General features: G+C 69.1%; 14 protein-coding genes. 5 read left to right on the forward strand and 9 right to left on the reverse strand.

Annotated features, from left to right (window positions below):
• Positions 1–1217: 1217 nt before the first annotated feature.
• From ACIBQ1_RS60465 to ACIBQ1_RS60490, 6 genes are all read right to left on the reverse strand, one after another.
• On the reverse strand, positions 1218–1400 hold the full coding sequence (locus ACIBQ1_RS60465) for a hypothetical protein (protein WP_397292507.1): 183 nt from the start codon (positions 1398–1400) through the stop codon (positions 1218–1220).
• Positions 1401–2060: 660 nt separating this feature from the next.
• The gene (locus ACIBQ1_RS60470) at positions 2061–2873 is read right to left on the reverse strand and encodes a type II secretion system F family protein (RefSeq protein ID WP_397292508.1); all 813 of its coding nucleotides are present in this window, start codon (positions 2871–2873) and stop codon (positions 2061–2063) included.
• A 412-nt stretch (positions 2874–3285) separates the two neighbouring features.
• Positions 3286–3993, reverse strand: a complete 708-nt coding sequence (locus ACIBQ1_RS60475; protein ID WP_397292509.1) for a type II secretion system F family protein — start codon at positions 3991–3993, stop codon at positions 3286–3288.
• 22 nt (positions 3994–4015) lie between these two features.
• A complete protein-coding gene (locus tag ACIBQ1_RS60480) occupies positions 4016–5200 on the reverse strand; it encodes a TadA family conjugal transfer-associated ATPase (protein ID WP_397292511.1) in 1185 nt (394 codons plus the stop codon).
• Positions 5197–6237, reverse strand: a complete 1041-nt coding sequence (gene ssd, locus ACIBQ1_RS60485; protein ID WP_397292512.1) for a septum site-determining protein Ssd — start codon at positions 6235–6237, stop codon at positions 5197–5199. Before ssd ends, ACIBQ1_RS60480 begins: the two co-directional genes overlap by 4 nt.
• Before the next feature lie 1556 nt (positions 6238–7793).
• Positions 7794–8576, reverse strand: a complete 783-nt coding sequence (locus ACIBQ1_RS60490) for an oxidoreductase (RefSeq protein ID WP_397292513.1) — start codon at positions 8574–8576, stop codon at positions 7794–7796.
• Between the two features lie 300 nt (positions 8577–8876).
• Between ACIBQ1_RS60490 and acs the strand changes: the two genes are divergently transcribed.
• The 4 genes from acs to ACIBQ1_RS60510 all read left to right on the forward strand — a co-directional run bounded on the left by acs (position 8877) and on the right by ACIBQ1_RS60510 (position 12956).
• Positions 8877–10850: an acetate--CoA ligase gene (gene acs / locus ACIBQ1_RS60495; protein ID WP_397292515.1), complete on the forward strand. Its 1974-nt coding sequence runs from the start codon at positions 8877–8879 to the stop codon at positions 10848–10850.
• A 315-nt stretch (positions 10851–11165) separates the two neighbouring features.
• Entirely contained in the window at positions 11166–11606 is a 441-nt protein-coding gene (locus ACIBQ1_RS60500) for a phage holin family protein (protein WP_397292516.1), read from the forward strand.
• Complete coding sequence (locus ACIBQ1_RS60505; protein WP_397292518.1) at positions 11596–12516, forward strand: alpha/beta fold hydrolase; 921 nt, start codon at positions 11596–11598, stop codon at positions 12514–12516. Before ACIBQ1_RS60500 ends, ACIBQ1_RS60505 begins: the two co-directional genes overlap by 11 nt.
• Positions 12513–12956 carry a DUF309 domain-containing protein gene (locus ACIBQ1_RS60510; protein WP_397292519.1) on the forward strand — a complete coding sequence of 148 codons (444 nt, stop codon included), beginning with the start codon at positions 12513–12515 and terminating at the stop codon, positions 12954–12956. The genes ACIBQ1_RS60505 and ACIBQ1_RS60510 overlap by 4 nt, the downstream gene beginning before the upstream one ends.
• Before the next feature lie 11 nt (positions 12957–12967).
• Here the strand turns inward: ACIBQ1_RS60510 and ACIBQ1_RS60515 are convergent, their stop codons facing one another.
• On the reverse strand, positions 12968–14158 hold the full coding sequence (locus tag ACIBQ1_RS60515; protein ID WP_397292520.1) for a MarP family serine protease: 1191 nt from the start codon (positions 14156–14158) through the stop codon (positions 12968–12970).
• 81 nt (positions 14159–14239) lie between these two features.
• Between ACIBQ1_RS60515 and ACIBQ1_RS60520 the strand changes: the two genes are divergently transcribed.
• Positions 14240–14752, forward strand: coding sequence for a HEAT repeat domain-containing protein (locus ACIBQ1_RS60520; RefSeq protein ID WP_397292522.1), 513 nt, complete (start codon positions 14240–14242; stop codon positions 14750–14752).
• On the opposite strand, the gene ACIBQ1_RS60525 is transcribed toward ACIBQ1_RS60520, so the two are convergent.
• Together ACIBQ1_RS60525 and nth are read right to left on the reverse strand one after the other, a co-directional pair.
• Entirely contained in the window at positions 14749–15396 is a 648-nt protein-coding gene (locus tag ACIBQ1_RS60525) for an NUDIX hydrolase (RefSeq protein ID WP_397292523.1), read from the reverse strand. The genes ACIBQ1_RS60520 and ACIBQ1_RS60525 overlap by 4 nt on opposite strands.
• 70 nt (positions 15397–15466) lie before the next feature.
• Positions 15467–16189, reverse strand: coding sequence for an endonuclease III (gene nth / locus ACIBQ1_RS60530; protein ID WP_397292525.1), 723 nt, complete (start codon positions 16187–16189; stop codon positions 15467–15469).
• Positions 16190–16259 lie beyond the last annotated feature (70 nt).

Consider the following 16259-nt stretch of genomic DNA (forward strand, 5'->3'; position numbering starts at 1 on the left):
CCACTCCCATTCACAGGTCAACAGCCTGAAAATGACCACACCCCGACGGTCTTCTGACTCGAACCCGTCACCAAATCCGTTCGTCAGCAGGCTCTTAGGTTTGGTATCCGGAGGGCACTGTCGACGCGGGGCGCTGTCGGTGGACGGGAACCGCTGGTGGGGCGGCACTCCCACCGGGGGTGGTGCCCCCGCTGGAGGTGGTGCTGTCAATGAGGGCAGCTGTCAGTGAGGGCTGTTGGCAGGGGCAGCGCTGGGGGCACGTCGAGGGCTTGGCGGTGGTGAGGTGTTGACGACATTCGAGAGCTCGGGCAACAGGTTTGCGTGCGCTCGGAGGCAGTGACTGTCCTGCCGGAGTGGCGTTGCGTTCCCAGGAGCGGCGCTCGGTGTCCGGTGGCGATGCGGAGGCCGCGGGAACGGGGTTGCTCGCCCAGAGGCGGTGTTAGGCGCGCGAAAGGCGACATAGAGGAAGGGCCCCATTGGCGGGTCCGGACGCTCAACGGCGTCACATCCCAGAGGCGGTATTGGACGCATGATGCCATCGCGCTCCCAAAGGCGGATTGGATAGGCAGCGGCATCGGGCCCTGGAGACGACGTCAGGTGTACGGCGCCAGTTCCTTCAAGCGCCAAGCCTGATAGACGGCGGCAGCGCGCTTCAGAGGCGGCGTCGCATGCGCGGCACCATCGCACCCGCAAAGGCAGAGTCGGAAAGACCGCAGCATCGCGCCTCAGAGGCGGCGTCTGGGAGACCGCGGCAGCGCGCGGCGTCGGGTGCGTGGGATGCGGTGTGAGGGCGTTGCAGAAATCCGTGGGCGGGTAGCGGGCTCCAGCACCGCTCCACTGTGTGTTGTCGGATGGGCCTGGCCCGCCACTGAGAAGGTGCCGGCGGGGGCTCCGGCAGATGGGCCTGCTTCGTCAGTGAGTCATCCGAACGCAGACCTTTGTCGCTGTCGATCTTCAACTTGCCGTCTGACCGTGGACTTGTCGCTTCGCCCTGTTTCTCCCAGTCACGAGCCTATTCATGTACTGAAGGACGGCGTCCGATCCTCTCCCGCAGGAGAAACAACTTCAGCTTGTGTATGAAGAACCCCACTCTGGCCACGATGGATGGCCGCCGCGAGTGTGGACTTTCTGTCATGGTGTGCTCCGCAGCAAAACCCGGCTCGTCATCAGACCCCGGGAACTCGTCTGAGCTGGTACAAAGGCGGGAATTCATGGACCTAGAGACACAGATCCTCGAGTTGCTGTTGCACCTCCGTACGCTCAAAGCGGGCCAGCACTGCAGCAACAACAGAACTACGGCCGACATGGCCCAAGTGAAGGCCGACATCAGCCACGTCCAGACCGCGATAAGGCAAGATCTCGCCGTTCTGTGCGACGAAGTCGCAGCCCTTCAACGGCATATGAACGAGCACCTCACATCCAATCGACCACGATGCTGCAAAAGCCGTAATCCCGATAAGGCACAGTGATCGGCTGACGACTCGGACTCGATCGTTCGCTGCACCTGCATGGGACTTGGCCTGAGCCCTCCGGTCTGCGGCTGGAAGCTCAGGCCCGGTTCGACGTAGGGGCGGCGTTGGGGTGCGGAAGGCGGCGTGGACGCCCAGACAGCGGTGCCTCCTCAAGGGTCCTGGGGGCGTGGGAAGCGATGTAAGTATGAGCAATCGCGGTTCTGGGCGGAGGCTTGGGGTCGCCGGGGTTGGTTGCCCCGTCCGTCCGGCGGGAGGCTGGCCTGGAAAGGCGTTTCTGCGGTTGGCGCTTCGTTAGGGTCTCGGCGACGGTGGGGTTGTGAGGCGGACTGGGGCTGTCGTTCGCCTTGATGCCGGTTGTTCTTCGATCGCGGTTTGGTGCTGGGCCTTGGGTGTTGCTCCCAAGGGGGTTATCAGCTCCTTCGTCGAGAGGAGCCTGAAAGGGGCCTGGTTTGTGGTGGGGTCGCGTGGACTTCTCTCGGCGGGATAGGCGGACATGAAGTTGTTTTCGCGAGACAGGGCTTGGCGGGTGCGGCATTTCCTTTATGGTTGATTTGTCCTAGGAACGTGGACGGCTGCGGCGTCGTCGTTCTACGGGAGGATGATTGTGGAGGCCAGTCCGGCTATTACAGGGATGATTCCCAGCAGGACGAATGCTGGGAGGAAGCACAGGCCTAGTGGGGCTACTGCTTTCACTCCGACACTTCTGGCCGAGGCGACGGAATCGGCTCTGGCGGCTTCGCGGGCGTCGTCGGCCAGGCGGGTCAGGACGTCCGCCACCGGTGCGCCGCTTTGAGCTGCTCGGCTCATCGCTCGGGAGAGTTGGGCCGTGGTTGGGTCCTTGGCGAGGGTTGCCCAGGTGGGGTCGGGATCGGCGCCCAAGCGTAGTTGGGTACTGACCCATTTCAGCCGCTGGCCGAGGGGTCCGGTGATCGCATTGGCGGCGATTTCCGTGGCGTCGCTCACCGGGCGGCCGGCGAGCAGGCATGCAGTCATCAAATCGGCGGCGAAGGGCAGGTCGGCTGCAATTCGGCGGCGGTCGCGGTGGCTCTGCTGGGGTTGTTTCTTGTGGAGGAACGCTGCCAGTGCCGGGGTGATCAGGAGGCCGGCGATGGTTCCGGTGACGCCGCCGATCAGGAGTGCGGTCAATAGGCCTGTGCAGGTGGCCATGGTGATCGTCTTGCGGGTGATGCGGGGTGAAGGGGGATCTTGCCAGGGCGGCTCGTCGTCGCGATTGCGGTCTTGTGCTTGTTGGGTTGGATGCGGCTCTTGAGGGTTGTGCTCGCGCCTGGGTGAGGGCTCGACTGGCGGGCGTAGTCGGGACAGGCGTTCTGCTGGAGTCTGGGGAGAGAACCACATCCACGTGGCCAGGCCGGCGAGCAAGGCGGAGACCCATTCGAGCATTGGGCGTGGTCCGATCGGTTCGGTGTGGTGTGGGTTTGGCGGGGTCGGCCAGCGTGCCGGGTCGGTGGGCGTGCCGGATCGGTGGGCGTGGCCAGCGGCGAGTGCTGGGTGGGTAGCGGTTCTGCCTGGAGTGGAGGGTTTCTGCCTGCGGTTGCGGCGCCTGCCGGTGTGTGGCGGGTTCTGTCTTGGGTGACGTCTCCTGCCTAGGTTGCGGGTCCGCCTTGGGATGCCGGCCTGGCCTCAGGTGCAGGTCTGGCTTGGGGTGCAGGTCTGGCCTGAGGTGCAGGTCTGGCTTGGGGTGTGGGTTTGGTGAAGTGGGGGGTTTGTGTGGGTGGATGTGGGCTTGGGCTTTTGGGTGGGTTGTTGTTTCGGGCTTGTGTTTGGGTGTTGGTCTGGTTCTTGGGGGGTTGGGTTAGGTCTGGGCTTGGGTTGCCATGTGGTTTGTCCACCACAGGCCGCAGGCGTCGAGGGCGATGCCTGCTAGCAGGCACATGAGGCCGGGGAGGCTGCCTAGGAGGAAGTCCAGAGGGTGCATGTTGAGGGCCGCGGCCATGAGGAGGCCGAGGGCCGGCAGTACGGCCAGGAGGCGGGCTGTGGTGCGGGGGCCTGCAAGTTGGGCGGCTACGTCCTGGCGGTGGGCTTGGGCTGTGCGTAATGTGCCCGCGACTCGCTCGACCAGGGCAGCCAGGCCTGCGCCCACTGTGACGCCTACTTCCCAGCAGGCCGCCAGTTGGCGGAGACCCTCGCCTCCCTGGGGTGGGGCGGATGAGGTGAGGGCTGCGGAGACGTCGCCGCCGTCTCTTGCCGCGGCTACGACAGGGCGCAAGATCTCTGCGTCTGGGAAGTCCACTGATGTGATTGCCCTGGTCAGGGCCTCTCCGGGGGTGCGTCCGGCCGACAATTCCGCTGACAGGGATTGGCAGAGCTCTATTGATGCGTGGCGCCAGAGCTGTGCGCGGCGGGCGGGGGTCGGGCGGGTGAGGCGGGTGGTCAGGGAGGTCCAGCGGGGTTTGTTCCTGCCTGTGACGAGCCTGGTCAGGCGGGTGGTGGGGGTGTCTGGAGCTGTCCACAGCCAGATCGCGCAGGCTGTGGACAGTGTCGCTATGAGGGCGCCGGTCATCGTGCCGCCTTCGTCTTGGGACTCATGGCTGTGCTCTTCGGGAGAGGGCTTCGTAGGCAGGGCCGGGTTGGGAGTTGCCCTTGGCGTCGAAGGTCAGGGCCGGGATCGACTCGACGAAGCCGGCTGACGTTCTGGAGAGCAGGCGGATCTCGGCGATACGACGTCGGCCGTCCGGGCGGCCGCGGGTCAGGTGAATGACCGCGTCGAGTGCCGCGGCCAGCTGACTGTGTACGGCTTCCCTGGTCAGGCCTGCTGCGCAGCCCAGGGCTTCCAGGCGAGGGGGTACGTCGGCCGCGGTGTTGGCGTGAAGCGTGCCGCAGCCGCCTTCGTGGCCTGTGTTGAGAGCGGCCAGCAGGTCCACCACCTCGCTGCCCCTGACCTCCCCCACCACCAGGCGGTCCGGGCGCATTCGGAGCGCTTGGCGTACCAGGTCGCGCAGGCTCACGCCGCCCGCGCCCTCCAGGTTCGCCGGGCGGGTTTCCAGGCGGACGACATGGGGGTGGAGAGGGCGGAGCTCGGCTGAGTCTTCTACCAAGAGCAGGCGTTCTGCCGGGTCGGCGAGTGACAGCAGGGCTGACAGGAGTGTCGTCTTGCCGGTGCCTGTGCCGCCCGTCACCAGGAAGGCCAGCCTGGCGCTCACCATGGCGGTCAGCACCGGGATGGCGGATGGGGTGATCGTGCCCGCCGCCACCAGGTCGTCCAGGGTGAACGTGCGGCGCGGTGGTAGGCGTAGCGAGACGCAGGTGCCGCCCGACGCCACCGGTGGAAGCACGGCATGGAGGCGGACGCCGCCGGCGAGCCTGGCGTCCACGTGCGGGGAGGCGTCGTCGAGTCTTCTGCCCGCGACGGACGCCAGGCGCTGGGCCAGCCGGCGGACGGCCCCGTCGTCCGCGAAGGTCACAGAAGTGCGGCGTAGGCCGCTGCCATCGTCGATCCACACCTCGCGTGGGCCGTTGACCAGGACGTCTGTTACGTCTGGCCGGGCCAGGAGCGGCTCCAAGGGGCCGGCGCCCATCAGGTCGGCGCAGAGAGCCCTGGCCACGGCGAGGATCTCCGCGTCGCCGTACACGGATTTCTCGGCTCGCAGGGCCACTGCCACCTGGGCGGCGCTGGGCTCTACGCCTGCTCTGGCCAGGCGTACCCGAACTGCTTCCACCAGCTCCTGGGACACGGCTCCTGTCGGTGTGGGCGATTTCAGGGTGCTCATGTCGGGAGGAGGTCTCGGAGGAGTGTGGTGCACAGGGCGCCCAGCACGGTGCGGGGGCCCAGTTTGGGTAGCTCGCCGCGGTTGAGGGTGGCGGTGAGTCTCGGCTGGTCGGGCAGGGTGCCGACGGACGGGATGCCCAGGGCGGCCGCGGCCATGTCGTCGTCCACGACTCCCGGGCGGAGGATCGCGCGGATGTCGGAGGTGTGTTTGCGGGTCTCGCCCAGCACCTGGACCGCCGAGAGGATGCCGCGGACGTCGGCCGTGGCGACCATCAGTGTGGTCTTCGCTCTGGTGAGGGCCTCGATCGCGGCCGGGTCGAGGTGGCGGGGAAGGTCGACGACTATCAGGTCGAAGCCTCGCTGACCCGCCTCCAGGACGGAGCGCATGGCTTGGGCGGGGATCGCCGCCACCTCACCTCTGTGGAAGGAGAGGACCGCCAGGTCTCCGAACGACGGCAGCGCGGCCTGAAGGGCGCTGGAGTTGATCCGGCCCTCTCTGGCCACCAGGTCTCCCCAGCGGGCGCCCGATGCCTCCTCGTGACCCAGCAGCGCGTCTATGCCGCCGCCCAATGGATCGGCATCCAGCAGCAAGGTACGGAGGTGGTCGCCGGAGGCGCGAAGGGACAGGCAGGCCGACAGCACGCTCGCGCCTGCCCCGCCTCGGCCGCCTATCACGCAGATCACGGATCCGGAGCGGGGGTCGGGCTCCATGGCGTCTGCCAGCCGCTCGACCAGGTGGCGTTCGTCGTTGGGGAGGGTCAGAACGGCCTGGGCGCCCACGGCCACGCATTTTCGCCAGGTATCCGGGTCGTCGGGGGCCCGGGTGACGAGGAGGACCTGGTCTCGGGTGGGGGGCGAGCTCGCGGCCACGGCGTCTGCCTGGTCGGCGCCTACCGCTATCAGTGGGGCCAGGTTCCAGAACGGGCGGGCGTGGGCGGGGACCTGGGCGACGTCGAGTTGGGCACCGGCTGCGGCGGCTATGCGGACCAGGTCGTCCAGCAGGGCGTGGTCTTCGGTGATGACCAGGGGGCGGTGCATGTCGGCCTCTCGGGGGTGGGTGGTGGGTGAGTGGGTGAGCGGCGTTGGGAGGCCAACCTTGCTGGAGGCGGGTGGGGTGGAGAGAGGGCGAACGGGGTTCTGGGGATTGTTGGGTGGGGGTGGGGTGGGGCTGTGGATATCGGGTGCGGTGGCGCGGCGTGATGATGACGGCGGCGGGGGCGGATGCGGGGCGCACGGATGCGGGGCGATGGTTGGCGCCGCTGCGGTGGAGGCTGCGTTGGGGGGAGGTGCTCGAAGAAGCGCCATGGTGACTGTGGTGGTAGGTGGCCAGGGTGGCGGGGCTGCTCGATGGGCGGCTTCTCATAGGAGACCGCGATGGTCAGATCCGATCTGCGGGAAGGCGTGGCGCTCGGCGAGACGTGCATCACAGGAGGACGTGGTGGTGGGGCGACGGCCGCTGAGAGGTGTGCCGTGGGAAGGCGCCTGCGTGCGAGGGCCCCTGTGAAAAGGCGCGGGGGTGGGGCGCCTCGCGGGAGGTCGCCGCAGGGGGACGTGGAGGCGGAGGCACGGCGCTCGGCGAGAGGTGCACCGTAAGGGACGCGAGGACGCGAGCACGCGAGCACGCGGCGGTCGGTGCGCCGTGCGCCGTGCGCTGTGCGCCGTGAAAAGGCGAGAGTGCAGTGCGGGACCGCTGCGGGAAGGGGCGAGGCGGGGGCGCTTGGTGAGGGGCCGTCGTGGGGAAGGCACGGAGACCGCGGGTGGGTGCTCGGTGAGAGCCCGCCGCGGGAAGGCGCAAGGGCGCGCGGGGGCGTTCGGTGGAAGACCCGCCGTAGAGAGGCGCAGGGGTTCGGTGGAAGACCCGCCTTGGGGAAGCGCCGGGGGCGTTCGGTGGAAGGCCCGCTGTTGGGAGGTGCGGGGGTGAGGCGCTTCGTAGGGGGCGTGGGGTGGGGGTGTGCCCTGCGGGAGTGGGTGGAAAAGGGGCGACCCCCGCCGGGGGGGAGAGCGGGGGTCGCCTGATCGGTCCGGCTCCGGGGGGGTAGAGCCGGTCCCGTTTCAGAAGAAAGCTTTCATCACTTCACCAGAGCCTGGCAAGGGACTGGCAAAGGTACTCCGTGCACAGTCGCTCCAGTTTCGGGCGATACCCCCGTATGCTGCCCGATGGACTCGAGTTTCGTCGAGGAGCAATCTCGCATTTTCGCCAAGTTTTTTGTCTGCGCCATAACGATCACATAAAGGCGATCACTCTCCGTAATCATCACAGGTTGGTAACCAGATCACGGAGGGTGGCGATGACGGGGTATGCGAGGGCGCCGCTCATCGCCTGGTAAAGGTCTTGGTCCAAGGGCTTCCCATCAGGGCGGATCCGTCGTAGAAAGGTGTCACGGACCACTTGTCCGGGCGCATCAGCCGGGTACCCACGCGCGACCAGCCGCGGGAGGCGCGTCGTGACGGGCTTGACCCGCTCCGACGAATACAGGTGCACGCTTGGTAACCCGGTGTGATGCGCCGGCAGACGGCGTCTCTTGACTGAGACGCCGTCAGCTATGTCAGCGGCCCGGCCCGACGGTCTCACCTGCGCCTCCGCCGCCGTGACCTCAGCCTCTTTGCATGGCCTCGCAGATGGCGGTCGCCTCGCGCACCCCCAGGCTTACCGCAGAGGCACACTGTTGTACCCACTGCGAGACGCCCTCCGGGGTCCCGCTCAGGTACGCCCGCAACGCTCCCGCGTACGAGCCGTGCTCCAGGTGTCCGACCTCCACGGCCACGAGGGACTTCGGGTCCAGGCCGTACTCGACCAGGGTCAGGCGCTCGGCCGCGCGCGCCACGATCCCGTCCGCCGTGCCGAAGGGGCGCAGTACGGCCAGCTCGGCGTGGACGACGGCGGCCAGCACGATCGCGGGCGCCTTCGTGGGCCGTTCGAGCAGGCCGAGCAGCCCGTCCATGCGTGTGGCCGCCTCCGACGCGCCCGGCGCGGGCCCCAGACCCAGCGGGTCCGGCGCCTCGTCCACCGCCCGCGGACGGCCCAGGACGGCTTGCGGGGCCAGACCGGTCGCCGCCACCGCGTGCAGGCGGGCGAGCACCTGCCGTGGCGACGCCCGCCACGTCGAGCCCAGCCGGCCCAACTCCGCCGAGGCGCGCAGGGCGCCCTGGACCAGCGGGTCGTGGACCTCGTCCCGGCGCAGGGCGTCCAGGGGCACGTCCACGCCCTCCAGGGACGCCGAGGCCCGCGCGCCCCGCAGGGACGACTCCGTGGAGACGGCCGGGCTGGCCCGGCGCAGGACTCGGTGGCGGTACAGCCGGTCGACGGCCTGCCGGGCGGATTCCACCGCCTCGGGGACGCCGGGGAACTCCGCGATGACAGCCAGTGGGTCACTCACGGGAACCGACCTTACCCGCGAGTACGACCGCTCCCGGTGACGACCGTACCGGCGCCCCGGGGAAGGCGGGGCGCGCTCAAAAGGTGACGGTGCGTCGAGAAATCCCGGCGATCGAATATGCGCAACCCTTTATGGGTCCCCACCTGATTTCAGGATGACAACGTTTCAATTGCGGCTGTCATGCGACCTGATAAGCGGAGGTCCCTCGGTACAGACCTGTCTAGACCTCTTGTGTGTGGAGGCCGTGAGCTGGTGAAGTGGGACACGACCTATCCAATCTGGCCATAGAAGGAGCACGAGGTGGCCCCGGAGACCCCTGGCAACGAGACCCAGGCGCTGTCCAACCTGCTACAGGAGAACCGCCGGTTCACACCGCCGGCTGACCTGGCGGCGGCCGCGAACGTGACCGCCGCCGCATATGACGAGGCCGCCGCCGACCGTCTCGCCTTCTGGGAGCGTGCGGCCGACCGGCTGGCGTGGGCCAAACGGTGGGAGACGACCCTCGAGTGGAACGCCCCGTTCGCCAAGTGGTTCGTCGGCGGCGAGCTCAACGTGGCCTACAACTGCGTCGACCGCCATGTCGAGGAGGGCCGCGGCGATAAGGTCGCCTACTACTGGGAGGGCGAGCCCGAGGGCGACACCCGCACCCTCACCTACGGCGACCTCCAGCGCGAGGTCAGCAAGGCCGCCAACGCCCTCCAGGAGCTCGGCGTCGGCAAGGGTGACCGGGTGGCCATCTACATGCCGATGATCCCCGAGCTGCCGATCGCGATGCTGGCCTGCGCCCGCATCGGGGCGGTCCACTCGGTGGTGTTCGGCGGCTTCTCGGCCGCGGCGCTGAAGAGCCGGATCGACGACGCCGACGCCAAGCTCGTCATCACCGCCGACGGCGGCTACCGCAGGGGCAACCCGTCGGCGCTCAAGCCCACGGTGGACGAGGCCGTCGCCGAGTGCCCGCAGGTCCAGAACGTCCTCGTCGTACGCCGTACCGGCCAGGACGTCGCCTTCGGCGCGAAGGACGTCTGGTGGCACGACCTGGTCGACCGTCAGAGCGACCAGCACGCCGCCGAGCCCCACGACGCCGAGGACCCGCTGTACATCCTCTACACCAGCGGCACCACCGGTAAGCCCAAGGGCATCCTGCACACCACCGGCGGCTACCTCACCCAGACCGCCTGGACGCACCACGCGGTCTTCGACCTCAAGCCCGACACCGACATCTACTGGTGCACGGCCGACATCGGCTGGGTGACCGGCCACTCCTACATCGTGTACGGCCCCCTCGCCAACGGCGCCACCAGCGTCATCTACGAGGGCACCCCGGACACCCCGCACCGCGGCCGGTTCTGGGAGATCGTGCAGAAGTACAAGATCACGATCCTCTACACGGCGCCCACCGCGATCAGGACGTTCATGAAGTGGGGCGACGACATCCCCGCGAAGTACGACATGTCCAGCCTGCGCATCCTGGGCTCCGTCGGCGAGCCGATCAACCCCGAGGCGTACGTCTGGTACCGCGAGCACATCGGCGGAGAGCGCTGCCCCGTGGTCGACACCTGGTGGCAGACGGAGACCGGCGCCATCATGATCAGCCCGCTGCCCGGCGTCACCGCGGGCAAGCCGGGCGCCGCGATGCGCCCGCTGCCCGGCATCTCGGCCGACGTGGTCGACGACCAGGGCAACAGCGTCCCCGACGGGGGCGGCGGCTTCCTCGTCGTACGCGAGCCGTGGCCGTCGATGCTCCGCACGATCTGGGGCGACGACCAGCGCTACATCGACACGTACTGGAGCAGGTTCGAGGGGATGTACTTCCCCGGCGACGGCGCCAAGAAGGACGACGACGGCGACCTGTGGCTGCTCGGCCGCGTGGACGACGTCATGCTCGTCTCCGGCCACAACATCTCCACCACAGAGGTGGAGAGCGCGCTGGTCAGCCACCCGAAGGTGGCCGAGGCGGCCGTGGTCGGCGCGACCGACCCGGTGACCGGCCAGGCGATCGTGTCGTTCGTGATCCTGCGCGGCTCGGCGGAGGAGAGCGACGACATCGCCGCCGACCTGCGCAACCACGTGGCCAAGACCCTGGGTCCGATCGCCAAGCCGCGTCAGATCCTGGTCGTGCCCGAGCTGCCCAAGACCCGCTCCGGCAAGATCATGCGCCGCCTCCTGCGCGACGTGGCCGAGAACCGCAGCATCGGCGACGTCACGACCCTGGCCGACAGCACGGTGATGAACCTGATCTCGGAGAAGCTCCCGTCCGCCAAGTCCGAGGACTGATCACACCTTACAGGCGTATGTCCCAATAAATCGGGACATACGCCTGTCTGCTGAGACCTTGAGGGCCTGGGGGCGAAGCCCGGCGGACCCGGCGTGGGCGCTATCTTGTTCGATCGGGTAGTTCTGGGAGTGACAGCGGGACTCGCGCTCGACAAGTTTCGGCGTGTTCGGGGCGCCTGGCTGTCAGCGCGGCTCGGCCTGGCGAAACTGTCGGAAGAGCTCCTGGCGGCGGTGCTGCTTCATACACGGTACGCGAGCGTCGCATTGCGCTGGATGATGTTTGACACGGCCACCAGGCCTCGATAGGAGACGTTCATGCCGCAGACTCCCGAGGAAGAATCCCTGGGCTCGCTGGTCGCCCAGGCGAGCAGTCAGATCTCGGACCTGGTCCGCTCGGAGATCGAGCTGGCCAAGGCCGAGTTCAGGTTCGACGCCAAGCGGGTCGGCACGGCGGGCGGCCTGTTCGCCGCCGCCGCCTTCATGGCGCACCTGTGCCTGATCCTCGCCTCGTTCACGATCGCGTTCGTGCTGGCGCAGTGGCTGCCCAACTGGGCGGCCTTCCTCATCGTGACCGTGTTCTACCTGGTGGCGGCGGGTCTGCTGGTGTTCATCGGGGTCAGGCGGCTCAAGGGACTGGCCGGGATGAAGCGCACAGCCAGATCGATCAAGGGACTCAAGGAAATTGCCACGCCCGAGGACGAGACGCTGCCCGCGGTTCGTTCCGATCGTGAGCCGGTGACACGTGATGGCACCTGACGAGTCGGTCGTACAGATCGAAGGGCCCTGGACGCACCGCGCGGTCCACGCGGGCGGCACCCGCTTCCACGTCGTCGAGGCCGGCGAGGGGCCGCTGGTGCTGCTGCTGCACGGGTTCCCGCAGTTCTGGTGGACGTGGCGCAACCAGCTCGTCTCCCTGCCGAAGGCGGGTTACCGGGCGGTCGCGGCCGATCTGCGCGGCTACGGCGGCAGCGACAAGCCGCCGCGCGGCTACGACCTGCCCACGCTGGCCGCCGACGCGACCGGCCTGATCAGGGCCCTGGGCGAGACCGGGGCGATCGTGGTCGGGCACGACTGGGGCGGCCTGCTGGCCTGGACGATGGCCGTGCTCGACGCCAAGTGCGTGCACCGGCTGGTCGCCGTGTCCGCCCCGCATCCCCTGCGGCTGCGCAAGGCGCTGCTGACCGACCCGTTGGGCCAGCTCAAGGCCAGCCGGCAGGCGCTGGGCCACCAGCTGCCGCTGCTGCCCGAGCACCGGCTCAGGCGCCGCGACGCGGCCCTGGTGGGCAGGCTGCTCAACGACTGGTCGCGGCCGGGCTGGCCCGATCCCGAGACCGCGCGTACGTACCGCGAGGCGTTCCGCATCCCCGCCGTGGCACACTGCGCGCTGGAGTACCACCGCTGGTTCGGCCGCTCCCAGCTGCGGCCCGACGGCCGCCGCTACGCCAGGGCCATGCGTACCGAGGTCGAGGCCCCCACGCTCCACCTGCACGGGGCGCTCGACCCGCGCGCCCTGCCGCGGACGGCGCAGGGCTCGGGCCGCTACGTGGCGGCTTCGTACCGGTGGCGGCTGCTCGAAGGAGCCGGCCACTTCCCCCATGAGGAGATCCCCGACGTGTTCGACACCGAGTTGCTCGGTTGGCTGGCCGATCCGGAGCCCGCGCGATGAGAGACCGCGATCCCGAGGGCAGGCCGCGTAACGCCAGGCCGCGCGACGCGTACGGCAGGCCGCTCCCCTATGGCGAGCAGGGCATGCCCCGGGTCCCCGACGACTACGCCCCCACCACCGAACAAGCCATGGCCGACGCCCGCCGCTTCCTGGCCGAGGGGCTGCCGTTCAACGCGCACGAGGTGTTCGAGGGCCGCTGGAAGTGCGCGCCGGAGGACGAGCGCGAGCTGTGGCAGGGCCTCGCGCAGATCTGCGTCGGGCTGACGCACCTGCAGCGCGGCAACGGGCGCGGGGCGCTGACCCTCTTCAGCCGCGGCGCCGCCAGGATCCAGGGGTACGGCGGCGCCTACGACGGGGTCGGCAAGGCGGCCTCGGGGTTCGGCCAGGACAGCGACCCCGACGAGGCCGTCGCCGTGATCCTGGACAAGCTGCCCGGCTGAGCGGCGGGCGGTCAGTCGCAGTTCTGGGTGCTGGCCGGCGAGGTGTCGGTGCGGCCCTGGGACGCGTCGGGGGCGACCTCCTCGGCCGTCAGGACGTAGCCGGTCTCCTCTTCGTTGATCGCGGCGGCGAAGATCACGCCGTAGACCCGGCCGTCCACCGTGAGCAGCGGGCCTCCCGAGTTGCCGGGCAGCACCCGGCCGCGGATCGCGTAGACCTTGCGCCGGACCGTGGCGTCGCGGTAGATGTCGGGCCCCTCGGCGTCGAGCTGGCCGCCGATCCTGGCAGGCTCGGCGGTGAAGCCCTTGCCCTTGGGGAAGCCGGCGATGATGGCGCTGTCGCCGCGCGAGCCGTCGCCGTCGAAGGAGAGCTGCGGCAGGCCGAGGCCGGGCACGTACAGGACGGCGATGTCGCGGCGCGGGTTGTAGCGCACGACGGTGGCCGCGTGGGGCGTGTTGGTGGAGTCGATGACCTGCAGGTCGCGGGTCACGCCGGCGACCACGTGGGCGTTGGTCATGATCCGGTCGGGGGCGTAGACGAAGCCGGTGCCCTCGATGTGCTTGTTGCAGCTCTCGGCGTTGCCCTGCACCTTGACGATGGCCCGCCGGGCGCGGCTCAGCTTGGCGCCCTGCAGCACGCTCTGGTCGGGCGGCGGCACGTCGACGATCGTGCCCGCGCCGATCGCGTCGAAGACCGGCGGGAACTCCGACCGGTCGATGAACTTCTTGAACGGCTGCTGCCAGTTGCGCGCGGCCTGCGGGATCACGTCGTCGACGGTGGTCAGCAGCGCGGAGTTCTTCACCTGGTCGACGAGCGGGCTGAAGGCCGTGGAGACGATCAGCGAGCCGATCAGCCAGGCGATGACCAGCACGGACAGCGCGCTGGAGAACGTGCCGCCGACCGCGTCGGCGACCTTGGCGGGCTCCCAGGTGACGTGGCTGCGCACGACGGCGCCGAGCGTCGAGGACGCGAACTGGCCGATGGTGGCGGACAGGAAGACGATCACGATGGCCAGGAGCGCCTGCGGCGTGTCGCCGCTGACCACGGCCTTGGAGATCGGCGGCGCGATGAAGACCCCGAGCACGGCCCCGCCCACGAACCCCACGAAGCTCATTACCCCGATGATGAAGCCCTGCCGGTAACCCGAGACGCCGAAGGCGATCACGAGGCCGATCAAGATGAGGTCAAGCAGATCACCGCGCACGCTTCAAAGGTAACCAGGGATACGGTCAAGTGTGCACGTCTTCCGCCAGGACGGCGTCACCGCGTGGCTACCTTGAGCGGTATGCCGCCGGCCGAGGGAAGAGTGCGCGATCTCATCGAGGCAGCTCTGTGCGACCCCGACCCCGACGGCCCGCTGCGCTGGCACGTGATCTCCGTGCTGAGCCGGCGCAGCGATCTTGAGTCCTTCATCGAGGCGCGCCGGCTGTGCGCCGCGGACAGCGTGGCGGAGCGGCTGCTCGGCGTGGACATCATGGGGATGCTGCAGCCGTTCGTGGACCGTACGCTGCCGGTGCTGCGGTATCTGGCCGCCAGCGAGGACGACGCCATGGTGCTCTACTCGGTGCTGATCGCGTTCGGGCATCTGGCCGACCCCCGGTCGCTGCCTTCGGTGATCGAGCTGGCCGGCCACGACGACGCGAGGGTGCGCTACGGCGCCGCGTACGCGCTGCAGCACGTGCTGGGCGACCCCCCGGACCGGGCCGGCCTGAAGACGCTGCACACGCTGGCGGCCGACAGCGACAAGGACGTGGCGGGCTGGGCCTCCCTGGGCGTGACCCTGCGATCGGCCCGCTAACCCCTCGACGCCAGGTCGATCACTTCCTGCGGGAGGTCCTCCACCTGCGCGGGGTCCCACGGACGTTCGAGCCCGCCCGCGCGCAGCACCGTGTCGAGCACCATCGCGGTGAACCCCCACACCAGCATCCCCCGCACCCGGAACGCGGGCCCCGCCGTGCCCCTCGGATGCCGCAGCGTGACCCGGTTGCCGGGATCGACCAGCTCGGCGATCGGCACCCGCTCCACCGACTCCACCTCGTACGGGGAGGCCGCGTGCACGGCCGACGGCTCGCGCCACCAGGCGATCACGGGGGTGACCCGGTTGTCGCTGTGGCTGAGGTACAGCTCGGGCATCGTGCACAGCACGTGGACCCCCGCGGGATCGGCCCCGGTCTCCTCCTCGGCCTCGCGCAGCGCCGCCGCGACAGGCCCGCCGTCGTCGGGGTCGACGCCGCCGCCGGGGAAGGCGGGCTGGCCGGCGTGCCTGCGCCCGTGCGTGCTGCGCTGGATGAGCAGGATGTCGGGGCCGTGCGGCCCCTCGCCGAACAGCATCAGCACCGCCGCGGCCCGGCCGCTCCCGTTCGGGGGTCTCCACCATCGCGGTACGTCGAAGCGCTGAGCCTGCGCCGCCAGTCTGTCGAGCCAGTCGGGCACTTGGGTCACGCATCCTCCAACACGCCGGGGCATCCGGGGCTTCCCACCATCACGAGAAGGGGCCGGACGGCTTCCGCGATCACGAGAAGGGACCGGACCTGACGAGCTTCTCGGCCTCGGCCGCCGCCGTGGGGCCGATGCCGTACGACGGGCAGAGCGCGGCCAGCGGGCACACGCCGCACGCGGGCCGCCGCGCGTGGCAGATGCGGCGGCCGTGCCAGATCACCCGATGGGAGAAGATCGTCCACTCGCGCCTGGGCAGCAGCTCCCCCACGACGTGCTCGATCTTGACCGGATCGGTCTCCTCCGTCCAGCCGAAGCGGCGCACCAGCCGCTGGAAGTGGGTGTCGACGGTGAGCCCTGGCACGTCGAACGCGTTGCCCAGCACCACGTTGGCGGTCTTGCGGCCCACGCCGGGCAGGGTGACCAGGTCCTTCAGCTTGCCGGGCACCTCGCCGCCGTACTTGTCGCACACCGCCTGCGCCATGCCGATGATGCTGTTGGTCTTCGCGCGGAAGAAGCCGGTCGAGCGGATGATCTCCTCCATCTCGGACCGGTCGGCGGCGGCGTAGTCCTCCACTGTCGGATATTTCGCGAAGAGGATGGGGGTCACCATGTTGACCCGCTTGTCCGTGCATTGGGCGGAGAGGATGGTCGCGACCAGGAGTTCTAACGGGTTGCCGAAGTCGAGCTCGCAGTGGGCCTCTGGATAGGTGTCCGCGAGGATGCGGTTCATCTTGCGGGCCCGCCGTACCAATGCGAGCCGGGTCTCCGGCTTGCGCCCCGCCGCGTTCGTGGCCATGCCGCAAGACTAGAAGCTTCCGCGAACTGTTGAACCCAGGACGGCCCTGCCCGCGTACAACCTGGCGACA

Origin of the sequence: Nonomuraea sp. NPDC050153, from assembly GCF_044460125.1 — a bacterium.
GTDB lineage: Bacteria > Actinomycetota > Actinomycetes > Streptosporangiales > Streptosporangiaceae > Nonomuraea.

What these genes read in the sequence shown, in the direction of transcription:
- ACIBQ1_RS60510 (WP_397292519.1), top strand. Translation starts at nt 12,513, where the DNA reads ATGAGAGACCGCGATCCCGAGGGCAGGCCGCGTAACGCCAGGCCGCGC.
- ACIBQ1_RS60480 (WP_397292511.1), bottom strand. Translation starts at nt 5,200, where the DNA reads ATGAGCACCCTGAAATCGCCCACACCGACAGGAGCCGTGTCCCAGGAG.
- ACIBQ1_RS60470 (WP_397292508.1), bottom strand. Translation starts at nt 2,873, where the DNA reads ATGCTCGAATGGGTCTCCGCCTTGCTCGCCGGCCTGGCCACGTGGATG.
- ACIBQ1_RS60505 (WP_397292518.1), top strand. Translation starts at nt 11,596, where the DNA reads ATGGCACCTGACGAGTCGGTCGTACAGATCGAAGGGCCCTGGACGCAC.
- ssd (WP_397292512.1), bottom strand. Translation starts at nt 6,237, where the DNA reads ATGCACCGCCCCCTGGTCATCACCGAAGACCACGCCCTGCTGGACGAC.
- ACIBQ1_RS60475 (WP_397292509.1), bottom strand. Translation starts at nt 3,993, where the DNA reads ATGACCGGCGCCCTCATAGCGACACTGTCCACAGCCTGCGCGATCTGG.
- ACIBQ1_RS60500 (WP_397292516.1), top strand. Translation starts at nt 11,166, where the DNA reads ATGCCGCAGACTCCCGAGGAAGAATCCCTGGGCTCGCTGGTCGCCCAG.
- ACIBQ1_RS60520 (WP_397292522.1), top strand. Translation starts at nt 14,240, where the DNA reads ATGCCGCCGGCCGAGGGAAGAGTGCGCGATCTCATCGAGGCAGCTCTG.
- nth (WP_397292525.1), bottom strand. Translation starts at nt 16,189, where the DNA reads ATGGCCACGAACGCGGCGGGGCGCAAGCCGGAGACCCGGCTCGCATTG.
- ACIBQ1_RS60465 (WP_397292507.1), bottom strand. Translation starts at nt 1,400, where the DNA reads ATGCCGTTGAAGGGCTGCGACTTCGTCGCACAGAACGGCGAGATCTTG.